Origin of the sequence: Hydrogeniiclostridium mannosilyticum (assembly GCF_003268275.1) — a bacterium.
Lineage (GTDB): Bacteria > Bacillota > Clostridia > Oscillospirales > Acutalibacteraceae > Hydrogeniiclostridium > Hydrogeniiclostridium mannosilyticum.
Window position 1 is genome coordinate 316786 of sequence record NZ_QLYR01000002.1, and the last position, 24578, is coordinate 341363.

Below are 24578 nucleotides of genomic sequence, written 5' to 3' on the forward strand. Positions count from 1 at the left end.
CGCCAAACCCGGCGGACAGGGGAAACGGACAGGCTGTGCGTTTCAAAGAGGGGCTTCCTCAAACAGAAAGGACGGTTGATGGCCGGTTTATGAAAATTGTAACCATTGTAGGCGCACGCCCGCAATTTATCAAGGCCTCTGTTGTCTCCGCGGCCCTACGGGGAAAATGCGGGGAAATATTGGTGCATACCGGCCAGCATTATGATGCCAACATGTCGGATGTATTTTTCCAGCAGCTGGATCTGCCTGCGCCCGCCTACCACTTAAATGTGGGCTCGGGTACCCACGCCCGGCAGACGGGTGAGATCCTCATGCGTACAGAGGAGGTCCTGCTCAAGGAAAAGCCGGATAAAGTCATGGTGTACGGCGACACCAACTCCACGCTTGCCGGCGCGCTGGCGGCATCGAAGCTGCACATTCCGGTAGCGCATGTGGAGGCGGGGCTGCGCTCGCATAACCGGCGGATGCCGGAGGAGCAAAACCGCATCCTCACCGACCATATTTCTACGCAGCTGTTCTGCCCGACGCTGACGGCGGTGGAACAGCTCGCAGCGGAGGGAATCCGCGGCGGTGTGGCGATGACGGGGGACGTGATGCTGGACACCGTTACCCATTACCTGAAAAAGGCCCGGCAGATGCCCGGCTTTCAAAAGATATATACGGACAACGGCGTACAGCCGAAGGCATATTACCTGGCTACGCTGCATCGCGCGGAAACAACCGACGGCGGCGAGGCCGTGATGCACGAGATTTTTTCAGCCTTTGAGGCTCTGGACTGCCCGGTGGTTTTTCCGGTGCATCCGCGCACCCGCCCGTTGGCCCAGCAGGTGATTGCCGGGCAGGCGTTCCATAATATCCGCCTGATTGAGCCCGTGGGGTATTTCGACATGTTGCTGCTGACCAGCGGGGCCCGCGGTGTGCTGACGGATTCCGGCGGCCTGCAAAAGGAGGCCTATTTTATGGAAACGCCCTGCGTAACGCTGAGAAGTGAGACGGAGTGGCTTGAAACGCTGGAGGGCGGCTGGAATGTGCTGGCGGCAATGGACCGGGACGACATCCTGCAAAAGGTCCGCCGGCCTGCCCCGGACCCCGCCGCGTTGGCCAGGCGTCCCTTCGGGGACGGCCGGGCCGCTGAAAAAATAGCGGGGCTGCTGGTTTCACGTGAGCTCGAAGAAGGCCGCGGGCGTTCAAAAGGATGAATTTCTGAATAGAGGGAATACATGAACATTTTACTCATCAATCATTATGCCGGGGGCACGACGCAGGGGATGGAATTTCGCCCGTTCTATATGGCTAAGCGCTGGGTAGCCCAGGGCCACCGGGTAACGCTGGCAGCCAGCTCTTTTTCTCATCTGCGTACAAAAAATCCGGATTTACAGGGTAAAAAGTATATGGTGGAGGAAATCGAAGGCGTTCGCTACTTCTGGATTGCCGGGAATGCCTACCAGGGCAACGGCATGGGGCGCATTCGCAATATGCTTTCTTTCCTGCGCGGGCTCAACCGTTACCAGGAGGAGCTGGCAGACGGCGGCCCCGATGTGGTGATTGCCTCGTCAACCTATCCGCTCGATTTTTACCCGGCCAGAAAAATAGCCCGGCGCTATAACGCTATGCTGATTTATGAGGTGCACGACCTGTGGCCCCTCAGCCCCATGGAGCTGGGCGGCATGAGCCCGCGCCACCCCTACATCCGGGTGATGCAGCGCGCGGAAAATGATTGCTGCCGCGACTGCGATTATATTGTGTCCATTCTTCCCTGCGCGAAGGAGCATTTCATTGAACACGGCATGAAGCCTGAAAAATTTGTCTGTATTCCCAACGGTATTGTCAAGGAGGACTGGGAGCGGCCTCAGTCCGAGGAACCGCCCGTTTACCGGGAGCTGTTCGACGGCTTTAAGCGGGACGGCTATTTCCTCATCGGTTATACGGGCGCGCATGGCGTGGCCAACGCGCTGGACAGCTTTCTGGAGGCCGGTGAAAAGCTGCGCGGAGAAAGGATTAAGCTGGTTTTGGTGGGCCGGGGGCAGGAGCGGGAGCGCCTGGTGCAAAAGGTGAAGGACCTGAACCTGGAGAAACAGGTGGTGATGCTGCCCGCGGTGCGGCGGGATGCGATGCCCGGCCTGCTGGCACAATTCGATGCGCTCTACGTAGGCCTGCAGCGCCAACCCCTTTTTCGTTTCGGCGTGAGCCCCAATAAGCTCATGGACTATATGATGGCCGCCAAGCCGGTCCTGTTTGCCATTGAGGCCGGCAACGACATGGTCGCCGACGCGGGCTGCGGCATCTCCATTCCGCCGGAGGACAGCGGTGCCATCGCCGCCGCTGCGGTGCGGCTGTCCAAAATGCCGAAGGGGGAGCTTGAGGCAATGGGGCGGCGCGGCAGAGAATATATCCTGGCGCACCATGAATATGATGTTCTGGCACAGGAATTTTTAGAGGTGTTTTCGAGGCCCAAGATCGGTGGCGTTCATAAAAAATAAACAGCCGTAACAATTGTCATAACTGTTATGGCTGTTTATTTTTTGTCTGTTATTTTGGATTTGCCCAGCTTATGCTTCCGCGCTCCAGAGGCCGTGCAGGTTGCAATATGCATAAGCGGCGACAGGTGCGTCCCCGTCCGCAAGCATGAATTTGCACTCCGGCGCCATGCCGGGGGCCAGCGCTTTGCACTGAACGCCCGCCGTGGTCTCCAGGGCAATCCATTCGATCCAGTGTTCAGCCAGCATTGGGTGGTCAACGCTGCCGACATGCACGGTGACCTCGCCGCCGTTTACCCGAATGACCGGGATATGCTTTTCGTGGGCCGCCTCAACACTGCCGGGAACCAGCTCCTTCATCTTTTCGCCGCAGCAGACGATGGGTACGCCGTTGTCTCTGACATAGGTGATGATGTTTCCGCAGTGGCTGCAAATGTAAAATTTCATTTTACGCTTCCTTTCTCGTTGTCCGTTTAATTGGCCTGAATCAGTGCCACTCTTAGTTTAACACAAAAAATGAAGAATTTTCCATGTGGACCTATAAAAGTTTTGAAGATCTGTTTATAGCTCTTTTCTCATTACAAATTTCTTTTCAGTTTCATAGCATTCAGAAAAGCCAAGGCGCTTATACAGCTGGATTGGCCCCATAAAATCATCTTCTGTATTGATAAATTCTTTGTTTGGGTAGGCTTCGACAATGTCAAAGCCATCGGCCTTCGCATCCTCACAAACGCGTTCAAGCAGCTGCCTGTCTTCGGCGTTTGAAAAATTTTCAAGCTCGCAGTTGGCGGCGCACCAGCACACGCAGTAGCAGCGGTGCTCTGCTTGATTGGTTGAATGCGGCGTCGTGTCAAAAAAACGCAGGTATTCCTCAGCTAATTCCGGCACAAGCTTTTTAATCTCGAGATTCATTTTATGGCCTTCCTTTGTAAATTTTATAATATAATAATTATGGTGATAAAAAGAAGGTTGTTATTTTATCCGAAGTGTGTAATAATCACAAGAGTTCATGTTGTGCCGGGCAGTGGTTTATATTGGAAACGGCAAAGAAATCAATCCTGAAAAAGAGGCGGTTGTAATGAATTTAAAAGGTGTAAAAATTAATTTTATCGGTGACAGTATCACCGAGGGGCATGGAACCAGCGCCCCCGAGCATCGGTTTACAGAGGTGATTGCCCGGGAAACCGGCGCACTGTGCCGCAACTATGGCGTGGGCGCGACCCGCTTTGCCAGACAGATTACAGAGTTCCCAGAGTTCCCCAAGGACCAGGATTTCTGCGCGCGTTTTGCGCAAATGGACCCCGACGCGGACGCGGTGGTCGTGTTTGGCGGGACAAATGATTTCGGGCATGGGGATGCACCGCTCGGCACAATGAAGGACCGGACCAGCGGCACCTTTTACGGCGCGCTGCACGTGCTCTGCACCGGTTTGATTGAAAGGTACCCCGCCGCCGACATTGTCCTGTTGACGCCGCTACACCGCTGCAATGAGGACAGCCTGCGGGGCGACGGCTTCAAAGCTCAGGATGTGGGCGACCTGAAAACCTATGTGGCCATTATGCGCGAGGTCGCAGAGTACTACGCGCTTCCGGTCTTGGACTTGTTCGCAGGCAGCGGGCTACAGCCTAAGGTCCCGGTGATCCGGGAACGCTACATGCCGGACGGCCTCCACCTCAACGATGCTGGGCACAGGGTGCTTGCGCGGAAATTGATTCGATTTTTAGAGGCGCTGTAAATTGCTGCCGTTTTTCTGGTTCAAAGCATAGGGCCTTGAGGTTCGGCCTGTATGGTACCGGCGGCGCCGTAAAATCAGAAAAAGGGATTGCCGGGCGCAGGAATACATGGTATAGTAAAGCCGGATTAAAAACATCGTGCCGGGGCAGGAAAGGCCGGCCCTGGCTGTGAGGGGGAGAACGGTTATGAATGCAGCGGAATATTTAATTTCAACCTTTGAGCATCCCCAATATGGTACGGTGCCCAAGTGGGTGTGGAACGTTTCGCTCACGGAAATTACGCGCGCGGAAATTGCCGGGGAGTTTCGCGGCTTTAAAGAAAGGGACCACTATGCGGGCGTGATGATTGTGCTGTGGGGAAATGACCCGGAAGATTACCTGAAGGAGCCCTTTCTACGGCGTTACCGGTGGGCGCTGGAGGAGGCCAGGGCCCAGGGGTTGAAAATCTTCCTGTGGGATGAAAACGGCTTCCCCAGCGGAATTGGCGGCGGCGCCTTTGACGGGGAGGAGCTGGACTATGCCTACCGCTTCCTGAAAAAGGACACGCGGGCCTTTACCGGGGGCGAGTACTGCTCCGAGGTAATTGCCAGCCGGGATTTCGCCGGTTTTTTGGTTGAGGACCTGAACAGGGGGACCAGCGAGGACTATAGCGCCTGCTACCGGGAGGGCCGTGTTTGCCTTACCCTGCCGGAGGGTTCCTACTGCCTGACGCTGTTCACGACCCCGGTTGCCCCGCCCTGCCAGGTGGGCCTTTCTGCAACCAAGATGCGCCTGGTGGACTACCTGGACCATGAGGCGGTCGAGCGCCTGCTGGCCCGTACATACGCGGTTTATTACCGCCACTTTGCGGAGTTTTTCGGTGAAACCATTGTCTGTGCTTTCTACGACGAGCCCTCTATCTGGCACGTGGACGGCGGCGAGATGTGGACGCCCTCCTTTGCCGAAAAGTTTGCACAGGCCCATGGCTTTTCTCCGGTGCCGCTTTATTTGTCGCTTTGGAAGGGGCCCGAGGAAGCGACGATCGAGGATGCCCGTGCGCGGGCGCTGCTCTTTGGCTTCCGTTCCAGGCTGTATGCCGGGGAATATGTGGGTACGCTTCACCGTTGGTGCAGGGAGCATCGCATCCGCCTGACCGGGCATATGGATCAGGAGGAAATCGTCAACCCCACCGCTATTTCCGGCGACCCCATGCTGGTGATGGAGCAGCAGGATATTCCCGGCGTGGATGAGATCAGCTTTTACGGGCGCGGAGCCTGTGCCTATAAGCTCATCAGCAGTGCGGCGGAAAACTTTGAAAAGGAAGCCGTCATGTGCGAGGTGTTTGGGGCTATGGGCGAGGAGATGCCGCCAGAGGTGCTGCGCCGGGAACTGGTGGATCAATGCGCGAAGGGCGTCAGCCTCTATGTGCCGCACGGCACCTGGTACAGCAACGACCCGGCCCGGGTGACCTTCCCGCCGGAGCTCTCCTATCGCAGCGAAAGGTTTGCCGCCCCGCTGCGGGAATATAACGATATGGCCTGCCGTGCCGGCGCACTTTTGCAGGGCGGGCAGCTGCAATGTGATATCGGCGTTTTATATCCGATTGAGGACCTGCATGCCCAGTATTGGTTTAATGGGGAAAACGCCTATACCGGCGGCGTCAATCCAGCGCATTCGGACTATTTCGCCGTTGCTGAGCACCTGAGCCTGAAGCTGCGGCGGGATTTTGTCTACGTTCACCCCAAGGCGCTGGAGCAGCGCTGTACGGTTGAGAAGGGGGCGCTGGCGCTCAATAGGCAGATACGGCTGCGGGTGGTAATTGTCCCTGGCTGTGTGTTCTTATCCTGCGCTTCTCTGAGAAAGCTGGCCGCCTTTTGCCGGTCCGGCGGCAGTGTGCTGTTTACGACTCACAGGCCGGAACATGCGCTGAAGGAATGCGAGGAAAAGGAATTTCATGAACTGCTGTATGAGATGGAGCACGGCAGCCCTCAGCGGGTTCAATTTTTGCCCAATCCGCTGGAGGAGCTTGGCCGCGCGCTGGCGGCGCTGCCGTTCTGCCCCGACACGGAGGTTTTTACGGAGAAAGAGCCCATAAACGGCAACCTTTCCTACACACACCGGCTGAAAAACGGCGTTCCGGTTTGGTTCTTCGGCAATTCCGGCGACGAACCGCTGACGGTGGATCTTTACTTGCGGGATTGCTGTTCCCCACTGCTCCTGGATCTACAAACCGGAGAGTCTGGCCCGGCTGAAGGACAGCAGGAGGCCTATCCTGGGACGGCGGCACAACGCTTGCATGTGCGGGCGGTCATCCCCGCGCGGGACGGCATCTTTATTGTGGATAATGAGGCCCGCTAAAAGGCGTTCTGCATAAAATAAAAGGCTCTTGGCGATAGATAAACGCCGCTGGGGAAGTAACATCACAGACAGACGGACTTAACGGCCGATAGACAGGATTGCAAACAGAAACAGAGAGGGAACCACTTTAAAAGCAGTAGCCTCTCTGTTTTTCTATCCCGACGATTTCATTTTCATGATCTTTTATTATTCCTGATATAATCGGTAACCAATAAAGAAACGGAAATTATCATAACGATCCCAAACGATAAGATATCCCATATATCAAGGATTGGTATTGAAAATAATTTTGCAATGGTAATGTTGATTGCTAAACACAAGGGTATTATCAATAATAATGATAATCCAAAGGCTAAGAACTTCCTTGAATTCAGTTTGTTAAAAATTCCGTAGATACACCACAGATAAAACACGGAAAACAGAGAGACTGCAGTACCTACCGGCATAATGGAAGCTTTGCCAATGATTTTATCTATCACATACAAAAATGGAATGATAAAAATACTAAGCGCTACTAAAGAACCAAGCAACCCTTTTCTGCCACATTTTACAAATGGAACCATTACAACCCAAGCAAATAATATGGAACTGATTGGATACAAAGACCAAGTAAATTTTCCGGATATTGCGATGTCGCAAATCAAACACACGACCATGCCAACCAGTAACAATAATGAAAAGGCGATTGCCAAAATATTCCGGCAAGAGGTTGCCCTCCTATTCGCGGTCTTTTCGGCATAAACTAAAGCATGATCAACGCTTTGTTCAATATCATTAGACGGCATGTTGCTTCTTTGTCCATTTAGCAATTCGCTTGTTGTCACGCCAAGAATATCTGCAAGAGAAGTTAAGAGGGAAATGTCGGGACAGCTTAAGCCTCGTTCCCATTTTGAAACAGCTTTATCGGTAATATGTAATTGAGCCGCCAAATCCCTTTGGGTAATTTTCTGTTCTTTTCGTAATTCAAGAATGAATTGTCCAATTTTGTTTTCGTCCATATTGTGGACTCCTTTCTCCCACCGTGTTTGCTGATTATATTATATCATGCCGCAACGCAAGAACAACCAACCATGAGTTTATAATGAGAAAGTAAACCGATAGTCGAGCGAAGTTTTCATCAAAATCGCCCTGTGCGGTTGCGGTGTTGTAGGTGGTGGGAGGGAAAAAGAGGACTGAACAAATTTCCTAACCGAAAATGCGGCGTATTTTACGGAAGGGATAAGCCGTTCCGGCGTTTACGCCGCCATTTTATTTGAGAAGAAAGCTTCAAGGGTTCGTCTTGTAAAGGGTATTTTTGATATAACGGTAATATTTTTTGACGATATGCAGGGTTCCCAAAAATGGTTTACCGGCAGAGGTTTACAGAAGCAGAAAAGCAGTCAAAAAACAGAACGTCATCGCTTTTGGCCATGGCGTTCTGTGGAAATAGCACTACTTCTTTATAAATGCGCTCTTTAGCCGCGGAGCTTTTTTACGCCTCGGAAAGGGATTGTTCAAAACAGGAGCAGGCTTTTACAGCGGGCGTTAAGAACACAAGAGGTCAGTGGGCTACGCTGTTCGTTCCGCCCAAAGTTGACTGGCCGGGGCTATTAAGCGGATATTTTCCGGTAAAGGTGGTTATAGAGAATGCTGATAAAATCTGCGGGAGTGGGCTGCTTTGTCATATGGTAGCCGGCAATTTCTTCCAGCTTCTCCCGGTTATTTTTCCAGCAGACGGCAATTACAGTACGGATGTTGCGCTCCACGCAGTTCCAGGTCGTCGAAAAATGGGCGGCGACATCTCCATAAAGGGAACGCGTTACGGAGAAGAGGCGTTCCTCATCCTCAAGGGTCAGGGTAACCGCATAAATGGTGTATTGGAATCCACGGTATTTTGGCCCGATTCCCAGGGACATCAGCAGGGTGCGAATTTCGATTGTTTCAGTCATCTTGATCCTCCTCCAATTTAGGCTAAAAACATAATAAGACATAATGGAACGAAATGGTAAATTTTGGTCACAATACTACTTGTTTCATCTAAAAAAGACATCTTTTTGCGGGCGCTCATTTGAAAAAGAAACGGTCAAGGGCTGCCTGTAAATTGTGGAAGGTCAGAAGGAGCCTAAAATATTTTTGTGAATCCCTTGTATAAATATGAAAAATTTGTTAACATAAACACATGCTTTATCTCCGCAGATTAATTTCAGAAAGGCGGTCGCGCCATGCAGCGTGAAAAATTTTCGTCAAGGCTGGGGTTTTTATTGATCTCGGCTGGTTGTGCAATTGGGTTGGGAAATGTCTGGCGGTTTCCGTTTATTACGGGAAAATACGGCGGGGCGGCTTTTGTGCTTTTGTACCTGGTGTTCTTGCTGATTTTGGGGTTGCCGATTATGGTCATGGAGTTCTCGGTAGGCCGGGCCAGCCAGCGCAGTGTGGCGGCCTCGTTTGATGCGCTGGAGCCGGCGGGGAGCAAATGGCACCTTCATAAATACACCTCCATTGCGGGCAATATCCTGCTGATGATGTTCTATACAACAGTGGGCGGTTGGATGTTGCTCTATTGCGGTAAGATGCTTTTTGGTGAATTTGAGCAGAAAAACACCGAGCAGGTGAAAGAGATTTTCGCCCAGATGCAGGCGGACCCATTGGTGATGGGGCTTGCCATGGTTGTTGTTGTCACGCTTTGCTTTGCCATTTGTTCCTTCGGCCTGAAAAACGGCGTGGAGAAAATTACCAAGGTGATGATGCTGTGCCTGCTGGGGATTATGGTGGTGCTTGCGGTACACTCTATGACGCTTTCCGGCGCAGCGGAGGGGCTGGAGTTTTACCTGCTGCCCGATTTTTCCAAGCTGACGGAAAACGGTATTTTCAACGCTATTTTCGATGCGATGGGCCAGGCGTTTTTTACCCTGAGCATCGGTATGGGGTCCATTGCCATCTTTGGCAGCTATATTGATAAAAAGCACGCGCTGACGAGCGAGGCGGTGCGGGTGACGGTTTTGGACACAAGCGTCGCGCTGATTGCCGGGTTAATTATTTTCCCGGCGTGCTTCACCTTTGGCATCCAGCCGGACAGCGGGCCCAACTTGATTTTTGTAACCCTGCCGAACGTGTTCGCCGCCATACCGGGCGGCCGGATTTGGGGTTTTCTCTTTTTTGTGTTTTTGCTGTTTGCGGCATTGTCCACGGTTATTGCCGTATTTGAAAATATTATTTCCTGCTGGATGGACATGCTGGGATGGAGCAGGAAAAAAGCGGTTTTGGTCAGTTGGGGACTGATTCTGGTACTTTCGGTTCCCTGCGTCCTGGGGTTCAACCTGCTGAGCGGCTTTCAGCCTTTGGGTGCGGGCAGCACGATTATGGATCTTGAGGACTTCCTGGTCAGCAACAATGTGCTGCCGCTTGGTTCGCTGGTTTATCTGATGTTCTGCACCTCCCGTTATGGCTGGGGCTGGAATAATTTTCTCGCAGAGGCCAATACCGGCAAGGGGCTGCGCTTCCCGCGTTGGATTCGTGTTTATGTCACCTATATTTTACCAGTCATTGTTTTACTGATCTTTATTCAAGGATACCTCGCCAAGTTTTTCCCGCAGCTCTTTGGCGCGGGTTGACAGCAGACGCTTAAAGGCCGCTGTTCTCCGGCGGCAGCTGGTAAAGAAGGGGGCGGCCGCCCCTTCCTTTTCGGACGTAAATTTCTGCATGCAAATGATGAAGGCCCTGCACTTTTTAAAGTGCAGGGCCTTGTCGTTATAAACCGGCGGTAAAGTACATCCGGCGAGGCAGAGCTGTGCTTGCGGATCGTGTTCCTCGCTCCCCGATAACGAAGGTATTCACAGAGCCGGAAAAGAATTTTTTCTATACCGGCTGCTGCTCTTTTTTACGAAAACGGGCGGTCTTTTGAGAATGCCCGTCTCTTGCGCGCCCGGGTAGAGCGTATTGCAGGCGGGCGGACAAAAGCTTGCTTCCCGGGTTTGTCAGGGCGTGCATAGAAGACGAGGCTTTCGCCCGCCGAAGCTTTTGGCATTCATATAAACAGCAAATAAACCGCAAAAGGCCCAAGCTGAGGGCGAAATGGGCTCGCGCAACAGCTGCTGCTTTATTTAGCCTGCGCTTCGGCAATTTTATCTTTCATTTCTGCCAGTGTCATCGGCGGGATGGCGCCGTTTGGGATCTCGTCCGCGTTCACCTTGGCCTTTGCGTTGACCGCGCCTGTTTCCTGATCCACCGCAATCATCAACTGCGTCAGGCGCTGTTGCGCTTCATCATAAGCAAAGCGTCCGCATGGGCCGGTGAGAATCGTATGCGTACCGTTATCGTTCTGGCGCGCAAAGATAAACCACTTTTCACCGCTAGCCATCAATGGATCATCGGCAAGCTCAAAGACCTCTTCGTCCGTTCTTTCTCCCGTCATATAAATTTCCAGCTCCGTCTGGCCGCCGGCGGCAGCGTCCAACACACGCGCGGAGAAAACGGTTGCCGGCATTGCCATGGAACCCTCTGAAAGATGTGCTCCGCTGTTTTCCACACGCACCACACCGGTCACCTCGATCAATCCGGCAAAGTCCGTGTCGGCCATCAGCTCCTCTACAGAAGCGTAGCCTTTTGCCCAGCTGGCATGCATCACCTGGCGGCGCAGGCCCGCATCCGGGTCAGGCGCTGGTTTGCTGCCCGCAGAGCAGGCGCTGAGCGCAAAAGAGCTGCACAATCCCAGCACCAAGGCCAGCATGGCGGCTTTGAACCCTCTCTTCATACAAAATCGCTCCTTTCTTAATAAATCGCATTGATACCACTTATATCATCCTGCTGTATCCTGCTTATTTTAATCTGATCATAACGATATGCCGGACTGTAATTCATAATCGTTTTGCTGTTTGGGTCGCGAATATCCGCCAAGCCCAGCGCGTGCCCGATTTCATGCATTGCCACGGATTGGCGTTTTGCCTGCACATATCCGTTCGTATAATGAATGTTCAAATGGCAGGTGGCCTTTGCAAAATAAGCATTCGCATCATAGGTAGAATAAGAATACATTGCCCTCCCTTCTTTTTAATTTATACCTCTTCGGCATAGTATTCAATTTCATTTTTATACAAACATATTTATTTTTTTTATGCATTATCTCCTTGCTGTCTAAAGCTGTTTATCAATCATTTTGTGTGGGCAGGTTGTACGGTAACCTGCTTTTAGTTTCTAAAAATTTTTCTTTTTGCTTGGCACTGGGCTCGTTTTATGACTATTTGCCTGGGAAATGGTCTTTTTCACGATAAAAAGCTGAACCGAAAACGTGCTGTTCCATAGTTTAGACGATGGGCTAAACGCTCGCACCCCGCAAAACTTGTTCAGCAGGCCGAAGCGTTGTGAACGCGTTTACAAGCAAACAGCAAGGCACAATGTGACTTTTTTGCGGAAAAGGAAGAACAGTGAAGCGGGTGACTGATTTTTTGTGAAATAAAAAATCGGAACGAGCACAACTCGTTCCGATGTGGAGCGGGAAAGGGGAATCGAACCCCCATATTCAGCTTGGGAAGCTGATGTTCTACCACTGAACTATTCCCGCAGATTTCTATTTTGCAAGAAGTATTATAGCATAACAAAATTAAAAAAGCAAGAAGAAAATCTCCCTGCTTTTTAGCTCTCTTATAAAATCAACGAATTTGTACACGCTCGATAGATCGGGCTTTCCCGGTCCGTTCATCAATGTCTAATAAGACGCCGTCCAGCCCACAGTCACCGCTTGCCAAATCAAAGCGCACCGGCATGTGAGAGCGCATCTTCTGAATGACCAGTTCCGGCTTTACGCCCAGCACGGAGTGAAGGGGGCCGGTCATACCTGCATCGGAGAGATAGGCGGTCCCGTTTTCGAGGATGCATTCGTCGGCGGTTTGCACGTGGGTGTGGGTGCCGATGACGGCGGAGACGCGCCCGTCCAGGTAGTAGGCCAAGCTCCGTTTTTCGCCCGTGGCCTCAGCATGTATGTCTACGAGGATCACTCGGGGGAGATCCTGGCTGAGGAGGCGGTCGGCCGTATCAAAGGGGGAGTCCATGGGCTCCATGTAGACAACGCCCATCAGGTTGATGACGGCAACCTGAAGCCGGCCCAGGTCGAGGATGCACAGCCCGCGCCCAGGCGCGGAGGGGGGGAAGTTAGCCGGGCGCAGAAGCGTTTCGCAGGTGTCGAAAAGCTCGTAGCATTCCTTTCTGCGAAAGGTGTGGTTCCCCGCGGTGATGACGTCCACGCCGCTCTTAAAAAGATAATCGGCGGAGGCGGGCGTGATGCCGTTGCCATCCGCTGAGTTTTCGCCGTTGGCAACCACCACGTCAATCTGTTTTAATTTTTTAAAGGCAGGGAGGTGGGCGCGCAGAAATTTACAGCCGGTACTGCCCACAACATCGCCAATCATCATTAAGTTCATAAAAAGCGGCGGGGTAGCTGCCCGGCCGCATCCCTCCTTCGTTTACAATAGGGTAGGGTTACACCGCTAATCCTTATTTATTATAGCTTCTTTTTGCCGGCTTGACAATAGGGGCCGGCAATGTCCGCGTGCCGAAACCGGGCAACAAAAAACCGGCACATCTCTGTGCCGGTTCTGGCCGTGAGGCTGCTATTTTGCGTACTCAATCGCGCGGCTCTCACGAATAATATTAACCTTGATCTGGCCGGGGTATTCGAGGTCGTTTTCAATTTTCTTACAGATATCCTTCGCAAGAAGGATCATCTTGTCGTCCGTGATGACATCCGGCTTAACCATAATACGGATTTCACGGCCGGCCTGAATCGCGAAGCAGCGTTCCACGCCTTCAAAGGAAGAGGCGACCTCCTCAAGCTTTTCAAGGCGCTTAATGTAATTTTCAAGGTTTTCACGGCGTGCGCCGGGCCGTGCAGCAGAGATGGCGTCGGCGGCCTGAACCAGGCAGGCAATCACGGTGCGGGCCTCCACGTCGCCGTGGTGCGCCTGAATGGCGTGGATTACCGTCTCGCTCTCCTTATATTTACGGGCAACGTCAACGCCGATGTCTACGTGCGAACCTTCAATTTCATGATCCAGCGCTTTGCCAATGTCGTGCAGCAGGCCGGCACGGCGTGCGGTGGTGGGGTCAAGCCCAAGCTCAGAGGCCATAATACCGGCCAGGTAGGCAACCTCAAGCGAATGGTTCAAAACATTCTGGCCGTAGCTAGTGCGGTAACGCAGCCGCCCCAAAAGCTTAACCAGTTCGGGATGAATTCCATTGACGCCGGCCTCAATGACGGCGCGCTCACCCTCCTGCTTAATCGTCGCCTCCACCTCACGGCGGGCTTTATCAATTGTTTCCTCAATGCGGGCGGGGTGAATACGTCCATCAGAGATCAGGCGCTCCAGCGCAATGCGGGCCACCTCGCGGCGCACGGGTTCAAAGCAGGAAAGCGTGATGGCCTCCGGCGTGTCGTCAATGATAAGGTCTACGCCGGTCATCGTTTCAATCGCACGGATATTGCGGCCCTCACGGCCGATGATGCGGCCCTTCATTTCGTCGTTGGGAAGCGGAACAACGGAGATGGTGGCCTCCGCCACATGGTCGGCTGCACAGCGCTGAATGGCCATGGAGATAATCTCGCGGGCGGTTTTCTCAGCGTCGTCACGGGTCTGCTGCTCAAACTCCATCATTTTAACGGCCTTTTCATGGGCCAGTTCGTTTTCCAGCTTTTGAAGCAAGTAGTCCTTTGCCTGATCGGAAGTAAAACCGGAAATGCGTTCCAGCATTTCAAATTGGCTTTTTTTGACGGCCTCCGCCTCGTTGAGACGTTCCTCCGCCTGTTTTACCTTGTTGGCCAGCGCCTCGTCCTTGGCTTCAAGACCCTCGAGCTTTTTGTCGAGTGTTTCTTCTTTTTGCTGAATACGGCGTTCCTGCCGCTGGACTTCCCTGCGGCGGTCGTTCAGCTCACGTTCGCTTTCGTCGCGCAGGCGGTGAATTTCATCCTTACCCTCTAAGACGGCTTCCTTCTTCTTTGCTTCAGCGGTCTTTATGGCATCACCGACAATCCGTTTGGCTTCTTCTTCTGCGGAGCCGATGGAAAACTCAGCTTTCTTTTTACGGTAGCGGATCCCTGCGAAAAATGCGATTGCACCGGCAACCGCGGCACAGGCCACTCCGATTATTACAACAAGAACCGGGTCCAAATCTGCTGGCACCTCCTCTTCTTTCATTTTTATCAATGTTAAATTTAAATATTGATGGGCGCGTTATTCCCAGGGCGCAGCACCGGCTGCACCGTAATATTAATTGTATTACTTTTTTACCCCGGATGTCAAGGAATTTAGACGGCTCATATAAGCCCTGAAAATTGGCGGTAAAGGAAGTTTTTTCTAGGTGTGAAGCGGTGAAGTGCTTGCAAAAGGAGACAGGGAGGGCATCATAAAAATGAAATATTTCTGTATTTTATATAAAAGAGGAGTGTATATCTTATGCATTTTACCTTTAACGATCATAATTTTAACGTGCTCAGCCTGGAGCGCTCGCTGGAATTTTACCAAAAGCCCTGGGGCTGCGGGAGCTGCGCCGTAAGGAACCGGCGGACGGCAGCTTTGTGCTGGCGTTTCTCGGCGCTGGCGCCGCTGGCTGTGCGTTGGAGCTCACTTGGCTGAGAGACCGCACGGAGCCCTATGACTTAGGCTACAATGAGTTTCACCTGGCCTTTCAGGCGGATGATTATGAGGCGGCCTACCGCCTGCATAAGAGCATGGGCTGCGTCTGCTTTGAAAATGAGGCCATGGGGTATTATTTTATTGAGGACCCGGACGGTTATTGGATTGAAATTATTCCCGGCAGGGGGTAGCGCCCGCGGGCGCCTCCGGCTGCCTTGACAAAGCGGCGGCGGCGTGCTATGATAATAACAAGCACAAAAGCCATCAATGCCCGGTGCGCGTGCAGCGGGAACGTGTGTGGCGTTTGATAAAAAATTGGATAACATTAAAATGTTGAAAAGGAAGCCTCTTTCATGAAATCTGGCAGAGAGCCTGCGCCATGGGCTGAAAACGCGGGTGAGATTTTGAAAGCAGGAAACCGCCTTGGAGTGCGTACCGAGTATAAGGTGTGCCGTCCGGCCCGCGTTAAGGGCTGCTGAGAGCCACTTTTTGTGGGAAATCAGGGTGGAACCGCGGAGCATTCAGCCCCGCCCCTCATTTGCAGGGGCGGGGCTTGTTATTTTTTAGAAAAGGAGCGCGTGAGGATGGTAAAAATTGATTTAAAGGGCGATGTCAGGGAGTTTGAAAGCGGCGTAACGGTTGCCGAAGTCGCCAAGTCGCTGGGCATGGGCTTATATAAGGCGGCATGCGCCGGGCGGCTGAACGGTAAGGCGGTGGACCTGCGGACCCCGGTGACGGAGGACAGCAAGCTGGAAATTCTGACGTTTGACAGCGCGGAGGGCAAGCATGCCTATTGGCACACCACAGCGCATATTCTGGCGCAGGCAGTCAAGCGCTTGTTCCCAGAGGCGGCGCTGGCAATCGGCCCGGCCATTGAGAACGGCTTTTATTACGACATCGACCTGCCGAGAACCCTGGTACCGGAGGATTTGACGGCCATTGAGGCAGAGATGAAGAAGATCATCAAGGAAAACCTTCCCCTAGAGCGGTTTGAGCTTTCTCCGGAGGAGGCCACGGCCCTGATGGAGCAGGAGCATCAGCCCTATAAGGTGGAACTAATCGCCGAGCACTCCGGCAAGGGCGAGAAAATCAGCTTTTACCGCCAGGGCGAGTACACGGATCTGTGCGCCGGCCCGCATCTGATGAGTACCGGCAACGTCAAGGCTGTACGCCTTACTAACTGTACGGGCGCTTATTGGCGCGGAGATGCCAATAATAAAATGCTGCAGCGCGTGTACGGCATCTCCTTCCCCAAGGCGGCGGACCTGGACGCTTATATGAACATGCTGGAAGAGGCTAAGAAGCGCGATCACCGCAAGCTGGGCCGTGAGCTGGAGCTGTTTACCATTATGGATGAGGGGCCGGGCTTCCCATTCTTTCTGCCCAAGGGTATGGTGCTGAAAAACCTGCTGATCGACTATTGGCGTGAAATCCACCGAGAGGCCGGCTATCAGGAAATTTCCACGCCGGTCATCTTGAGCCGCAAGCTGTGGGAGAGAAGCGGGCACTGGGATCATTATAAGGACAATATGTATACGACGGTCATTGATGAAGAGGACTACGCCATTAAGCCGATGAACTGCCCGGGCGGCATTTTGGTCTACAAGACGAAGATGCACTCCTACAAGGATTTGCCCCTGCGTATTGGCGAGCTGGGCCTGGTGCACAGGCATGAGCTTTCCGGCGCCCTGCACGGCCTTATGCGCGTGCGCTGCTTTACACAGGATGATGCGCATATCTTCATGATGCCAGACCAGATCAAGGACGAGATCAAGGGCGTTGTCCGCTTAATCGATAAGGTTTACAGCACCTTTGGTTTCAGCTACCATATTGAGCTTTCAACCATGCCGGAGGACCACATGGGCGACGAGGCGGTTTGGAACCATGCGACGGACGCGCTGCGCGCCGCTATTACGGAGCTGGGCTATGAGTACGAGGTCAATGAGGGCGACGGCGCTTTCTACGGCCCGAAGCTGGACTTCCACCTGACGGATTGCCTTGGCCGCACCTGGCAGTGTGGAACCATTCAGCTTGATTTCCAGCTGCCTGAGCGTTTCGAGCTGGAATATGTGGGGGCGGACGGCGGCCGCCACCGCCCGATTATGATTCATCGTGTGGTGTTTGGCAGTATAGAACGCTTCATCGGCATATTGACCGAGCACTTTGCCGGCGCCTTCCCCATGTGGCTGGCGCCTGTTCAGGTCAAGGTGCTGCCCATCAGTGAGCATCAGCTGGGCAGGGCCAGGGAGATCAGCGAACGGCTGGCGGCGGCAGGGCTGCGTGCCGAGCTGGATTCACGCAGTGAGAAGATTGGCTATAAAATCCGCGAGGCCCAGCTGCAAAAGGTGCCTTATATGCTGGTGGTCGGCGACCGGGAGGTCGAGGAAGGCACGGTTTCCGTCCGCCGCCGTAAGGGCGGGGATGCCGGCAGCATGGCGCTGGAGGCCTTTGTGGAGCAGGCGCGGAAGGAAATTGCCGGTAAGGCGGTGGACTAAGCGGTAAAGCCCGTTCGGCTTTCACTTACCGGATGCTTTTGCATAGTTACCGGCCAGGCTGTGAGCTGGGTTAAAAGAAACAGGCAGGCGAATTTGTTCGCCTGCCTGTTTTTATGAAGTTTTTAAGACGGATTTACCTGTTCACCGGGGAGGAAACGGGCTTTCCGCGCGGCAGCTTAAGCGCCGGACGCCGGGCCGGTGGAAGGCCGGGCCGTCAGCCCCGAAAAATAGGCGGCGATCACGCTGTCGCACCAGGCATCAAAGCCGGGGTCCTCCGCCTGGTATTCCGGGTGGGCCTGGATATAAGCGGCACACCGGCGTACGCCCTCGTCAAAGCATATGTTGGCACAAAACCCGGGAACCAGGCGTTTGATTTTGCTGTTGTCAAAGACCACGGAATGCGCCTTGTCGCCGAGCAGAGCGCCGAGGAGGTCTGCGTTGAAGGCGGCGAGAAAGTCGCTGGAAATGTGGACGAAGTGCGGCTCTACCCCAAATGCCCGCCCAATGGAGCGGCAGGCGTCGTTCCAGGTCAGCGATTCGTCGCTGGTGATGTGGACGGCCTCCCCAATGGCTTTGGGGTTGCCCATCAAGCCACAAAAGCCCTTGGCAAAATCCGTGTTGTAGGTGAAGGTCCACAGGGAGAGGCCGTCCCCGTGCACAATAATGGGCTTGCCCGCCAGCATACGGCGAACCACCTGCCAGCTTCCCTTAGCGCCGTGAATGGGCACAGGAATGCTTTTGAGCCCATAGGTGTGGCTGGGGCGCACAATGGTGACTGGAAAATCCAGCTTGCGGTAAGCCGCTGTCAGCAGCTCCTCACATTCAATTTTGTCCCGCGAGTATTGCCAGTAAGGGTTTTTCAGCGGGGTGTCCTCCCGGATTTGGTAGTGGTTCATTGGCTTTTGATAAGCGGATGCGGAGCTGATAAAAATATATTGTCCGCATTTTTCCCGGAACAGCTCAATGTCGCGGCTGGCCTGTAGCGGTGTAAAAGCGATAAAATCCGCGATGACATCGTAGCTTTTTCCCCATACGGCCCGGCGGACGGCCTCGGAGTCATTGCAGTCCACCTTGAGAAGCTCGACGTCCGCAGGCACGTCTCCGGCGTGGTTGCCCCGGTTCATCAGGGTGATGTCCCAGCCCTGGGACAATGCGAGCTGAACACAGGCGGAACTGATTGTACCGGTGCCGCCTAAAAATAATGCTTTCATCTTGCACGCTCCTTCTGTTCTGTATTATAATAAAGGTAAATTTTTCCATTTGGCAGCTCTGTGCTATGACAGCAGGCCATATCTGAGAATAAAGCCTGTCTGTATCATATCACAATTTTAAAAATTAGTATATGTATTCTTAAAATGTCCGCTGCCGGTGAGAGGCCACCGGGCTCTGAACACGGAACAAAGCGGGACGGATTTATTATTTTAGGCCGGAAACGGCTCTTTTATACAGAAGGACAGGCTGTTTTTGCACCATAGAGCAGGGGGAGGGAATCCGATGAAAGACCTGTGCCGCCGTTTGTGCCTAGCGGCATTGCTGCTGATTCTATTGCTGCCTATGCCGGCTGTCTCCGCCCGTGCCCAGGATTGCTTTGCGGTGGAGACGGCGGAAAGCGCGATGGCGGGGCAGGAAATTCGTGTTGCCGTCTTTATGGAAGACGGAGCGGACCTGGCGGGGTTTCGGGCAAGTATTGCCTATGATGCAGGTAAGCTGGCCTTCCAGCGGGTTGAGCTTGCGGGCTGGCTTCCTAAGGCGGATTACTATACGGATTCCTCCGGCAGCGGCGTAGTGCGCAGCGTCTACGCGGCGGATTTGTCCGGCGGAAAAGCCGTGGCGGGAACAGGCGCAGTGGCGGTCTATTTGTTTAAGGCCCTGCCCGCCCCGGGAAAAGCGAGGATTACGGTTACAATCGACCAGGCATATGACGGTGCGGTCCATCCGGTGGGCGGAAGCTTTTCGTCCGTTCATGAAGTAGAAATCAGCAATATTCCGCCGGCCGGCGTTCGGCTGCTGGCGCTGGAACCATCCGCGGGGGCGCTTCAGCCGCCCTTTTCACCGGAATGCTTTTCATATGAGCTTTCGGTGGGAAGCGATGTTTCCACGGTGGAATTTCAGGCACAGGCAGCCGGCGGCTGTACGGTTAAGGCAAGCCGGAAGAAGCTGAGCGCCGCAGGAAAGGAAACCAACATCAGCATAACGGTTTTAAGCGCGGACAAGAAGGATAAAGCGGTCTATCAAATTTTAGTGAGACGCGCAGCGAACGGCCCCGCGGGGACGGCCTCGCATAATACGGGGAAGGGGCCGCATGCGTCCTCCGGTATCCGGACGGATGGGGAGGAACATTCGGAGAAAAGCGGCTCCCTGGCGCCGGGCACCGCGGTATCCGGCAGTCAAGCTGGTGTGCAGAGCCCAGGTGGAAACCGTGAGCTTTTTGTAGAGGGAAACACAATGGCCAACTATCTGCTGGTCGGCGCGGTGGTACTATTGGCGGCCGCCCTGTTTTTTGTAGGGTATGCCATGCTGAAGAAAAAGAAGCAGCCCTAAAGGCCGAGCGGCTGTGCCGCGGCCCGCTCAAGCAACGCTTGAGCGGGCGCTTCTGTTTTTTGCAGGACTGCGGGGCAAAATAAAAATAAACTCAAGAGCCGCTTGATTGATTCCTTTTTGCGCTCTTGCTATACTGAGGTTGCCGGTACAGGGTGGCGCCGGAGAAATGCACCGGCAGGCCCGGGCGCGGTCTAAATTAGTCAATTGGGAGGCAGTGCTAATGTTTGATGTACAGATAGTCGGCAGAAAAATCGGAAAGCTGAGGAAAAAATGTAATTTAACGCAGATGGAGCTGGCGGACCGGATGGGGGTCAGCTATCAGGCGGTCAGCAACTGGGAGAGGGGAAGCTCGATGCCGGATATTTCCAAGCTGCCGGAGCTTGCCGGAATTTTTGGAGTGTCCGTTGACAGTTTGCTGGCGGGGAATAGTGGGGAGGAAATGATTCAGCACGTCCTGAGCGGCGATGTGGAAGATTATATCCAAAGGAGCGCGGCTCCTTTGGAAGAGATAGCCGAGGTCGCGCCGTTGCTGAAGCCGTCTCAGGTGGAAGAAATTGTGGATAATTTGGTGAATACCGCGGGCTGGACCAATGAAACTGCAGGAGAAGGCCCAAAAAAGAAGATTAATGTAGAGGTGCTGGAGGAACTCGCGCCGTTTCTGGACCAGGATCAGCTGGCTGAACTGGTTGGATGGGTGGAAGCAGGGACTGTTACCATGGAGATCGTCGCGGAACTCGCGCCATTTCTGAATAAGGAAAACCTGAACAGGCTGCTGGAGCTGGCCTCGAAGGACGAGGAGATAGCAGGGGAAATATTGGAGGACCTGGCTCCATTTCTGGACCAGGGACAGCTGGGAGAACTGGTAGGCCGTGTGGAGGCGGGAAGCGCGTCGCTGGAGACCGTCGCGGAGCTGGCGCCGTTTCTGAATAAGGAAAACCTGGGAAGACTGCTGCGCTTGGCAATAAATAGAGAAGAATAAGCTTTGGGGCAAAAGAATGAGGACCTGCGTATTCAGCAGGTCCTCATTTCTTTAATAAAGTTCAGAGATTACAACAGGCCTCACACTCCGGGATCTCCCCGACCAAGGGGGTGGGGTCAATTCCCTGCCGTTTATAATAGTCGGCAATTGCGGCCTTTATTGCCTGCTCCGCCAAAACAGAGCAGTGTACTTTGACGGGCGGGAGGCCGTCCAACGCCTCCATAACGGCTTTGTTGGTGAGCTTCAGCGCCTCCTCAATAGTTTTGCCCTTGATCATTTCCGTAGCCATGGAGCTGGTCGCAATGGCAGCGCCGCAGCCAAAGGTTTTAAATTTAACGTCGGTGATAACGCCGTCCTCAATGCGAACATACATGCGCATAATATCACCGCATTTTGGGTTGCCCACCTCGCCGACGCCGCTCGGATTTTCCATTTCACCGACATTCCGTGGATTTGCAAAATGATCCATTACCTTTTCACTATATGCCATACTGTTGCCTCCATCCTCTTTGTTTAAGGCCCTGCGCTTTGTCATAGGGCTTTGTAGTCTTACATATTGTTACAATAGATGTTTTTCGATCTTATCCGGCGCGCGGCTCAATTATAAAGTCTTTCGAGAAGGCCTTTCGGGCGGATTACCGGGCAGCTTGCCGGGCGGACTGCCGGGCAGATGCCGTGTGGGGTTTAAAACTTCTGAATATCGTATTGCACCGCTCCTGTCTGGATCTCCTCCCAAAGCGGGCTCATAGCACGCAGGCGGGAGATGATGCCGGGCAGAACCGCGAGAATGGCGTCGATGTCATCCTCGGTGTTCTGGTCGCTGAAGGACAGCCGCAGCGAGCCGTGCGCGACTGCGTGCGGCAGGCCGATGGAGAGCAGCACGTGGCTGGGGTCCAGCGACCCGGAGGTGCAGGCGGAGCCGGAGGATGCACAGATGCCGTGCATGTCCAGCAACAGCAGCAGGGATTCTCCTTCAATGCCCTCGAAGCAAAAATTTACATTTCCGGGCAAACGCTGGTCAGGATCGCCGTTTAGCCGGCTGCGTTCAATTTTTAGAACCTCCCCGATAAGGCGGTCCCGCATGCGGGTGAGGCGTTCGCTCCGCTCCTGCATGCCGGCGCAGGCATCTTTCATGGCCTGGGCCAGTCCAACAATGCCCGCTACGTTTTCTGTACCGGCACGCTTGCCTCTTTCCTGCGCGCCGCCGTCAATCAGGTTCGGCAGGAGAATTCCCTTGCGGCAATAGAGGACGCCGACGCCCTTGGGCCCATGGAATTTGTGAGCCGACAGAGAGAGCAGGTCAATCTGCTGCTGTTTGACGTCAATGGGCACGTTGGTGACAGCCTGCACCGCATCGGTGTGAAACAGTACGCCGCGCTCCCGGCAGATGGCGCCGATCTCAGCGATGGGCTGCAGCGTGCCGATTTCATTGTTTGCATACATAACCGTGACCAGCGCCGTGTCGTCCCGCAGGGCCTGCTTGAGCTCCTCCGGGCGGACAAGGCCATTGCTGTGCACCTGCAAATAGGTGACCTCAAAGCCTTCTTTTTCCAGGGCGGCACAGGTATGCAGAACAGCGTGGTGCTCGAATTGTGTGGTGATGATATGTCGTTTGCCCTTTTTGGCTAATTGGTGGGCGGCGCCTTTAATGGCCCAGTTGTCGGCCTCGCTGCCGCCGGAAGTAAAATAAATCTCGCCGGGCTCGGCGTTCAGGCAGCGGGCAACCTCGTCCCGCGCCTCTTCCAGGGCTCTTTTTGCCTTACGGCCTACTGAGTAGATGCTCGACGGGTTGCCGTAGTAAGTAGTGAGATAGGGCTCCATGGCCCGAAAGACCGCGGCGGAGACCGGCGTGGTCGCTGCATTGTCCGCATAGATTATCTTTTCCTGATCTGTCATTAAATCACATCCTAACTTTATTTTCAACGCCCCTGTTTCTCATTATCACCACCGGAAGGCGTAATATCAGCAGTAAGGTGATTTTTTCGCGTGGACAAAACCCTGGCGGGGCTGCCGGCGGTACGGCGTACGGCCCGGCAAAGGCGTTCACGCGGAGCGTGCCGGTTTGGCTGCGAGAACAGAGAACCCTGTAGCTTTAAGGCTGGTTTTAATATACACCATTTTAGTATACATTTCAATAGCATACGGGTGATTTATTCAGAAAATTTTCAATTTAAGCCCGCTAAGCCCGCCGCGCGCCGGTTAGAGGCGAGCGCGTGCCTCTTCCGCGCCGAGAACAGCGAGCTGGTCGCAGCGCTCGTTCTCCGGGTGGCCGGCGTGCCCCTTCACCCAGTGGATGGCCACCTGGTGGCGCTCTAAAAGGGTTAGCAGCTCCTCCCACAGGTCGGCGTTCAGCGCCGGGGATTTGTCGCTTTTTCGCCAGCCGTTCCGGCGCCAGCCCAGGGCCCAGCCCTTTTGAATCGCGTCGCACACATATTTTGAGTCGCTGTACAGGTCTACATGGCAGCTTTCCTTCAGCAGCTTCAGCGCGTGAATCACCGCTGAAAGCTCCATGCGGTTATTGGTGGTGTGGGCATCACCGCCGTGTATTTCCTTTTCGGCGCCGTTATAGCGCAAAATAGCACCCCACCCGCCGGGGCCGGGGTTGCCGGAGCAGGCGCCGTCGGTAAAAATATCTACGTTTTTTAGAGCCATCCGGGGCTTTCCCTCCAATAATATGTAAATTTCGAGCGCCGGATACAGCTGGAGGCCTGTCCGCTGCAAACCGGTTTTTATAATTTATTATAGCATGAATTGCATCCGGGTGGATAAAGTTTTACAAAGATTGGCAGAATAATTTTACAGAACAGGAAACTGTGTAGAAGTCCGATCCACACATCTTGACAGGCATGGGGAATCAGGGTACAATAAAACAATAGTTTATTTAGTTTGTTTAATGGGAAATTGTTCTTTCATGAGAAAACGGACGTCTGTGGTTGCTTGGCAGGCCGGTTCAGCGGCAAAAATGGAGCGTTGATTTTTGCTGCCGGGGGCTGGGCGGAGGGGGCGCTTCCGCTTGAAGCTGCCCGAGGCCTTTGTTTAGAAAGAATGATATTTGACCATTTAAATATATTTTATGATAGACATGCCCTGTCCGCCGCACCGTTTGCAGGCGGGCTTTGCTGGTTATGTCCAAATTATGGAGGTTTTTTATTTGACAAACGACAACAATAATAAGAACAATGAAAGCAAGGAGGGCGCCGGCTTGTATGGCCGTGTAAAGGCCCCGTCTACAGGCACGCAAACAAGGAGACGCCCTGCGGCGAAGCCGCCGCGGGAAAAGCCCGCGGACCAGGTGATTGGCGGCGAAACGGCGCCGCAGGCGCGGGAGCGGAGCGAGCAGGCCCCCCGGCCCGGCACAGCGCCGCAATCAGCGCCGCAAAGAGGGCGCGCGCCGCGTGCCAAGCAGCCGTCGCAGC

22 protein-coding genes, 1 tRNA gene and 1 pseudogene are annotated in these 24578 nt (G+C 53.8%); 11 read left to right on the top strand and 13 right to left on the bottom strand.

Going from position 1 to position 24578, the window contains the following annotated elements; genetic code table 11:
- Nucleotides 1-89: 89 nt before the first annotated feature.
- Nucleotides 90-1199, top strand: coding sequence for a non-hydrolyzing UDP-N-acetylglucosamine 2-epimerase (gene wecB / locus DPQ25_RS06345; protein ID WP_112332360.1), 1110 nt, complete (start codon nt 90-92; stop codon nt 1197-1199).
- 21 nt (nt 1200-1220) lie between these two features.
- A complete protein-coding gene (locus DPQ25_RS06350) occupies nt 1221-2480 on the top strand; it encodes a glycosyltransferase family 4 protein (protein WP_112332316.1) in 1260 nt (419 codons plus the stop codon).
- 69 nt (nt 2481-2549) lie between these two features.
- On the opposite strand, the gene DPQ25_RS06355 is transcribed toward DPQ25_RS06350, so the two are convergent.
- Together DPQ25_RS06355 and DPQ25_RS06360 are read right to left on the bottom strand one after the other, a co-directional pair.
- Nucleotides 2550-2924 (bottom strand): desulfoferrodoxin family protein, encoded by a 375-nt coding sequence (locus DPQ25_RS06355; RefSeq protein WP_112332317.1) that lies wholly within the window; start codon nt 2922-2924, stop codon nt 2550-2552.
- A gap of 114 nt (nt 2925-3038) precedes the next feature.
- Nucleotides 3039-3389, bottom strand: coding sequence for an N-acetyltransferase (locus DPQ25_RS06360; protein WP_112332318.1), 351 nt, complete (start codon nt 3387-3389; stop codon nt 3039-3041).
- 166 nt (nt 3390-3555) lie between these two features.
- Here DPQ25_RS06360 and DPQ25_RS06365 point away from each other — a divergent pair, with 166 nt between their 5' ends.
- Nucleotides 3556-4212, top strand: coding sequence for an SGNH/GDSL hydrolase family protein (locus tag DPQ25_RS06365; RefSeq protein ID WP_177576872.1), 657 nt, complete (start codon nt 3556-3558; stop codon nt 4210-4212).
- A 184-nt stretch (nt 4213-4396) separates the two neighbouring features.
- Entirely contained in the window at nt 4397-6547 is a 2151-nt protein-coding gene (locus tag DPQ25_RS06370) for a glycosyl hydrolase (RefSeq protein WP_112332320.1), read from the top strand.
- A gap of 173 nt (nt 6548-6720) precedes the next feature.
- On the opposite strand, the gene DPQ25_RS06375 is transcribed toward DPQ25_RS06370, so the two are convergent.
- Together DPQ25_RS06375 and DPQ25_RS06380 are read right to left on the bottom strand one after the other, a co-directional pair.
- Nucleotides 6721-7545: a helix-turn-helix domain-containing protein gene (locus DPQ25_RS06375; protein WP_112332321.1), complete on the bottom strand. Its 825-nt coding sequence runs from the start codon at nt 7543-7545 to the stop codon at nt 6721-6723.
- A gap of 591 nt (nt 7546-8136) precedes the next feature.
- The gene (locus DPQ25_RS06380; RefSeq protein ID WP_177576874.1) at nt 8137-8475 is read right to left on the bottom strand and encodes a sporulation initiation factor Spo0A C-terminal domain-containing protein; all 339 of its coding nucleotides are present in this window, start codon (nt 8473-8475) and stop codon (nt 8137-8139) included.
- A 273-nt stretch (nt 8476-8748) separates the two neighbouring features.
- Here DPQ25_RS06380 and DPQ25_RS06385 point away from each other — a divergent pair, with 273 nt between their 5' ends.
- Complete coding sequence (locus tag DPQ25_RS06385) at nt 8749-10137, top strand: sodium-dependent transporter (protein WP_112332323.1); 1389 nt, start codon at nt 8749-8751, stop codon at nt 10135-10137.
- A gap of 485 nt (nt 10138-10622) precedes the next feature.
- On the opposite strand, the gene DPQ25_RS06390 is transcribed toward DPQ25_RS06385, so the two are convergent.
- From DPQ25_RS06390 to rny, 5 genes are all read right to left on the bottom strand, one after another.
- On the bottom strand, nt 10623-11276 hold the full coding sequence (locus tag DPQ25_RS06390; RefSeq protein ID WP_112332324.1) for a hypothetical protein: 654 nt from the start codon (nt 11274-11276) through the stop codon (nt 10623-10625).
- A 17-nt stretch (nt 11277-11293) separates the two neighbouring features.
- Nucleotides 11294-11557: a matrixin family metalloprotease gene (locus DPQ25_RS06395; protein ID WP_112332325.1), complete on the bottom strand. Its 264-nt coding sequence runs from the start codon at nt 11555-11557 to the stop codon at nt 11294-11296.
- 452 nt (nt 11558-12009) lie between these two features.
- A tRNA-Gly gene (locus DPQ25_RS06400) sits at nt 12010-12083 on the bottom strand.
- An 88-nt stretch (nt 12084-12171) separates the two neighbouring features.
- Nucleotides 12172-12939, bottom strand: coding sequence for a TIGR00282 family metallophosphoesterase (locus DPQ25_RS06405; RefSeq protein ID WP_112332326.1), 768 nt, complete (start codon nt 12937-12939; stop codon nt 12172-12174).
- A gap of 189 nt (nt 12940-13128) precedes the next feature.
- A complete protein-coding gene (rny, locus tag DPQ25_RS06410) occupies nt 13129-14709 on the bottom strand; it encodes a ribonuclease Y (RefSeq protein ID WP_112332361.1) in 1581 nt (526 codons plus the stop codon).
- Nucleotides 14710-14967: 258 nt separating this feature from the next.
- Between rny and DPQ25_RS06415 the strand changes: the two are divergent.
- From DPQ25_RS06415 to thrS, 3 genes and pseudogenes are all read left to right on the top strand, one after another.
- Nucleotides 14968-15338: pseudogene (locus DPQ25_RS06415) on the top strand (VOC family protein).
- Between the two features lie 162 nt (nt 15339-15500).
- The gene (locus DPQ25_RS15225) at nt 15501-15626 is read left to right on the top strand and encodes a hypothetical protein (RefSeq protein WP_256557054.1); all 126 of its coding nucleotides are present in this window, start codon (nt 15501-15503) and stop codon (nt 15624-15626) included.
- A gap of 105 nt (nt 15627-15731) precedes the next feature.
- A complete protein-coding gene (thrS, locus tag DPQ25_RS06420) occupies nt 15732-17642 on the top strand; it encodes a threonine--tRNA ligase (protein WP_112332327.1) in 1911 nt (636 codons plus the stop codon).
- A 176-nt stretch (nt 17643-17818) separates the two neighbouring features.
- Here the strand turns inward: thrS and DPQ25_RS06425 are convergent, their stop codons facing one another.
- Nucleotides 17819-18853, bottom strand: a complete 1035-nt coding sequence (locus DPQ25_RS06425; RefSeq protein ID WP_112332328.1) for an SDR family oxidoreductase — start codon at nt 18851-18853, stop codon at nt 17819-17821.
- 283 nt (nt 18854-19136) lie between these two features.
- Between DPQ25_RS06425 and DPQ25_RS06430 the strand changes: the two genes are divergently transcribed.
- A complete protein-coding gene (locus tag DPQ25_RS06430) occupies nt 19137-20183 on the top strand; it encodes a cadherin-like beta sandwich domain-containing protein (protein WP_112332329.1) in 1047 nt (348 codons plus the stop codon).
- Nucleotides 20184-20403: 220 nt separating this feature from the next.
- Nucleotides 20404-21162 carry a helix-turn-helix domain-containing protein gene (locus tag DPQ25_RS06435; RefSeq protein WP_177576876.1) on the top strand — a complete coding sequence of 253 codons (759 nt, stop codon included), beginning with the start codon at nt 20404-20406 and terminating at the stop codon, nt 21160-21162.
- Between the two features lie 61 nt (nt 21163-21223).
- Here DPQ25_RS06435 and nifU read toward each other — a convergent pair whose 3' ends face one another.
- The 3 genes from nifU to rnhA all read right to left on the bottom strand — a co-directional run bounded on the left by nifU (nt 21224) and on the right by rnhA (nt 23814).
- Nucleotides 21224-21652 carry a Fe-S cluster assembly scaffold protein NifU gene (gene nifU / locus DPQ25_RS06440; protein WP_112332331.1) on the bottom strand — a complete coding sequence of 143 codons (429 nt, stop codon included), beginning with the start codon at nt 21650-21652 and terminating at the stop codon, nt 21224-21226.
- 194 nt (nt 21653-21846) lie between these two features.
- On the bottom strand, nt 21847-23058 hold the full coding sequence (gene nifS / locus DPQ25_RS06445) for a cysteine desulfurase NifS (RefSeq protein ID WP_112332332.1): 1212 nt from the start codon (nt 23056-23058) through the stop codon (nt 21847-21849).
- Nucleotides 23059-23361: 303 nt separating this feature from the next.
- Complete coding sequence (rnhA, locus tag DPQ25_RS06450; RefSeq protein ID WP_112332333.1) at nt 23362-23814, bottom strand: ribonuclease HI; 453 nt, start codon at nt 23812-23814, stop codon at nt 23362-23364.
- Between the two features lie 499 nt (nt 23815-24313).
- Between rnhA and DPQ25_RS06455 the strand changes: the two genes are divergently transcribed.
- On the top strand, nt 24314-24578 hold a 265-nt coding region (locus tag DPQ25_RS06455; protein ID WP_207657297.1), incomplete at its 3' end, for a hypothetical protein.

What these genes read in the sequence shown, in the direction of transcription:
- wecB (WP_112332360.1), top strand. Translation starts at nt 90, where the DNA reads ATGAAAATTGTAACCATTGTAGGCGCACGCCCGCAATTTATCAAGGCC.
- DPQ25_RS06350 (WP_112332316.1), top strand. Translation starts at nt 1,221, where the DNA reads ATGAACATTTTACTCATCAATCATTATGCCGGGGGCACGACGCAGGGG.
- DPQ25_RS06355 (WP_112332317.1), bottom strand. Translation starts at nt 2,924, where the DNA reads ATGAAATTTTACATTTGCAGCCACTGCGGAAACATCATCACCTATGTC.
- DPQ25_RS06360 (WP_112332318.1), bottom strand. Translation starts at nt 3,389, where the DNA reads ATGAATCTCGAGATTAAAAAGCTTGTGCCGGAATTAGCTGAGGAATAC.
- DPQ25_RS06365 (WP_177576872.1), top strand. Translation starts at nt 3,556, where the DNA reads ATGAATTTAAAAGGTGTAAAAATTAATTTTATCGGTGACAGTATCACC.
- DPQ25_RS06370 (WP_112332320.1), top strand. Translation starts at nt 4,397, where the DNA reads ATGAATGCAGCGGAATATTTAATTTCAACCTTTGAGCATCCCCAATAT.
- DPQ25_RS06375 (WP_112332321.1), bottom strand. Translation starts at nt 7,545, where the DNA reads ATGGACGAAAACAAAATTGGACAATTCATTCTTGAATTACGAAAAGAA.
- DPQ25_RS06380 (WP_177576874.1), bottom strand. Translation starts at nt 8,475, where the DNA reads ATGACTGAAACAATCGAAATTCGCACCCTGCTGATGTCCCTGGGAATC.
- DPQ25_RS06385 (WP_112332323.1), top strand. Translation starts at nt 8,749, where the DNA reads ATGCAGCGTGAAAAATTTTCGTCAAGGCTGGGGTTTTTATTGATCTCG.
- DPQ25_RS06390 (WP_112332324.1), bottom strand. Translation starts at nt 11,276, where the DNA reads ATGAAGAGAGGGTTCAAAGCCGCCATGCTGGCCTTGGTGCTGGGATTG.
- DPQ25_RS06395 (WP_112332325.1), bottom strand. Translation starts at nt 11,557, where the DNA reads ATGTATTCTTATTCTACCTATGATGCGAATGCTTATTTTGCAAAGGCC.
- DPQ25_RS06405 (WP_112332326.1), bottom strand. Translation starts at nt 12,939, where the DNA reads ATGAACTTAATGATGATTGGCGATGTTGTGGGCAGTACCGGCTGTAAA.
- rny (WP_112332361.1), bottom strand. Translation starts at nt 14,709, where the DNA reads ATGAAAGAAGAGGAGGTGCCAGCAGATTTGGACCCGGTTCTTGTTGTA.
- DPQ25_RS15225 (WP_256557054.1), top strand. Translation starts at nt 15,501, where the DNA reads ATGAAATCTGGCAGAGAGCCTGCGCCATGGGCTGAAAACGCGGGTGAG.
- thrS (WP_112332327.1), top strand. Translation starts at nt 15,732, where the DNA reads ATGGTAAAAATTGATTTAAAGGGCGATGTCAGGGAGTTTGAAAGCGGC.
- DPQ25_RS06425 (WP_112332328.1), bottom strand. Translation starts at nt 18,853, where the DNA reads ATGAAAGCATTATTTTTAGGCGGCACCGGTACAATCAGTTCCGCCTGT.
- DPQ25_RS06430 (WP_112332329.1), top strand. Translation starts at nt 19,137, where the DNA reads ATGAAAGACCTGTGCCGCCGTTTGTGCCTAGCGGCATTGCTGCTGATT.
- DPQ25_RS06435 (WP_177576876.1), top strand. Translation starts at nt 20,404, where the DNA reads ATGTTTGATGTACAGATAGTCGGCAGAAAAATCGGAAAGCTGAGGAAA.
- nifU (WP_112332331.1), bottom strand. Translation starts at nt 21,652, where the DNA reads ATGGCATATAGTGAAAAGGTAATGGATCATTTTGCAAATCCACGGAAT.
- nifS (WP_112332332.1), bottom strand. Translation starts at nt 23,058, where the DNA reads ATGACAGATCAGGAAAAGATAATCTATGCGGACAATGCAGCGACCACG.
- rnhA (WP_112332333.1), bottom strand. Translation starts at nt 23,814, where the DNA reads ATGGCTCTAAAAAACGTAGATATTTTTACCGACGGCGCCTGCTCCGGC.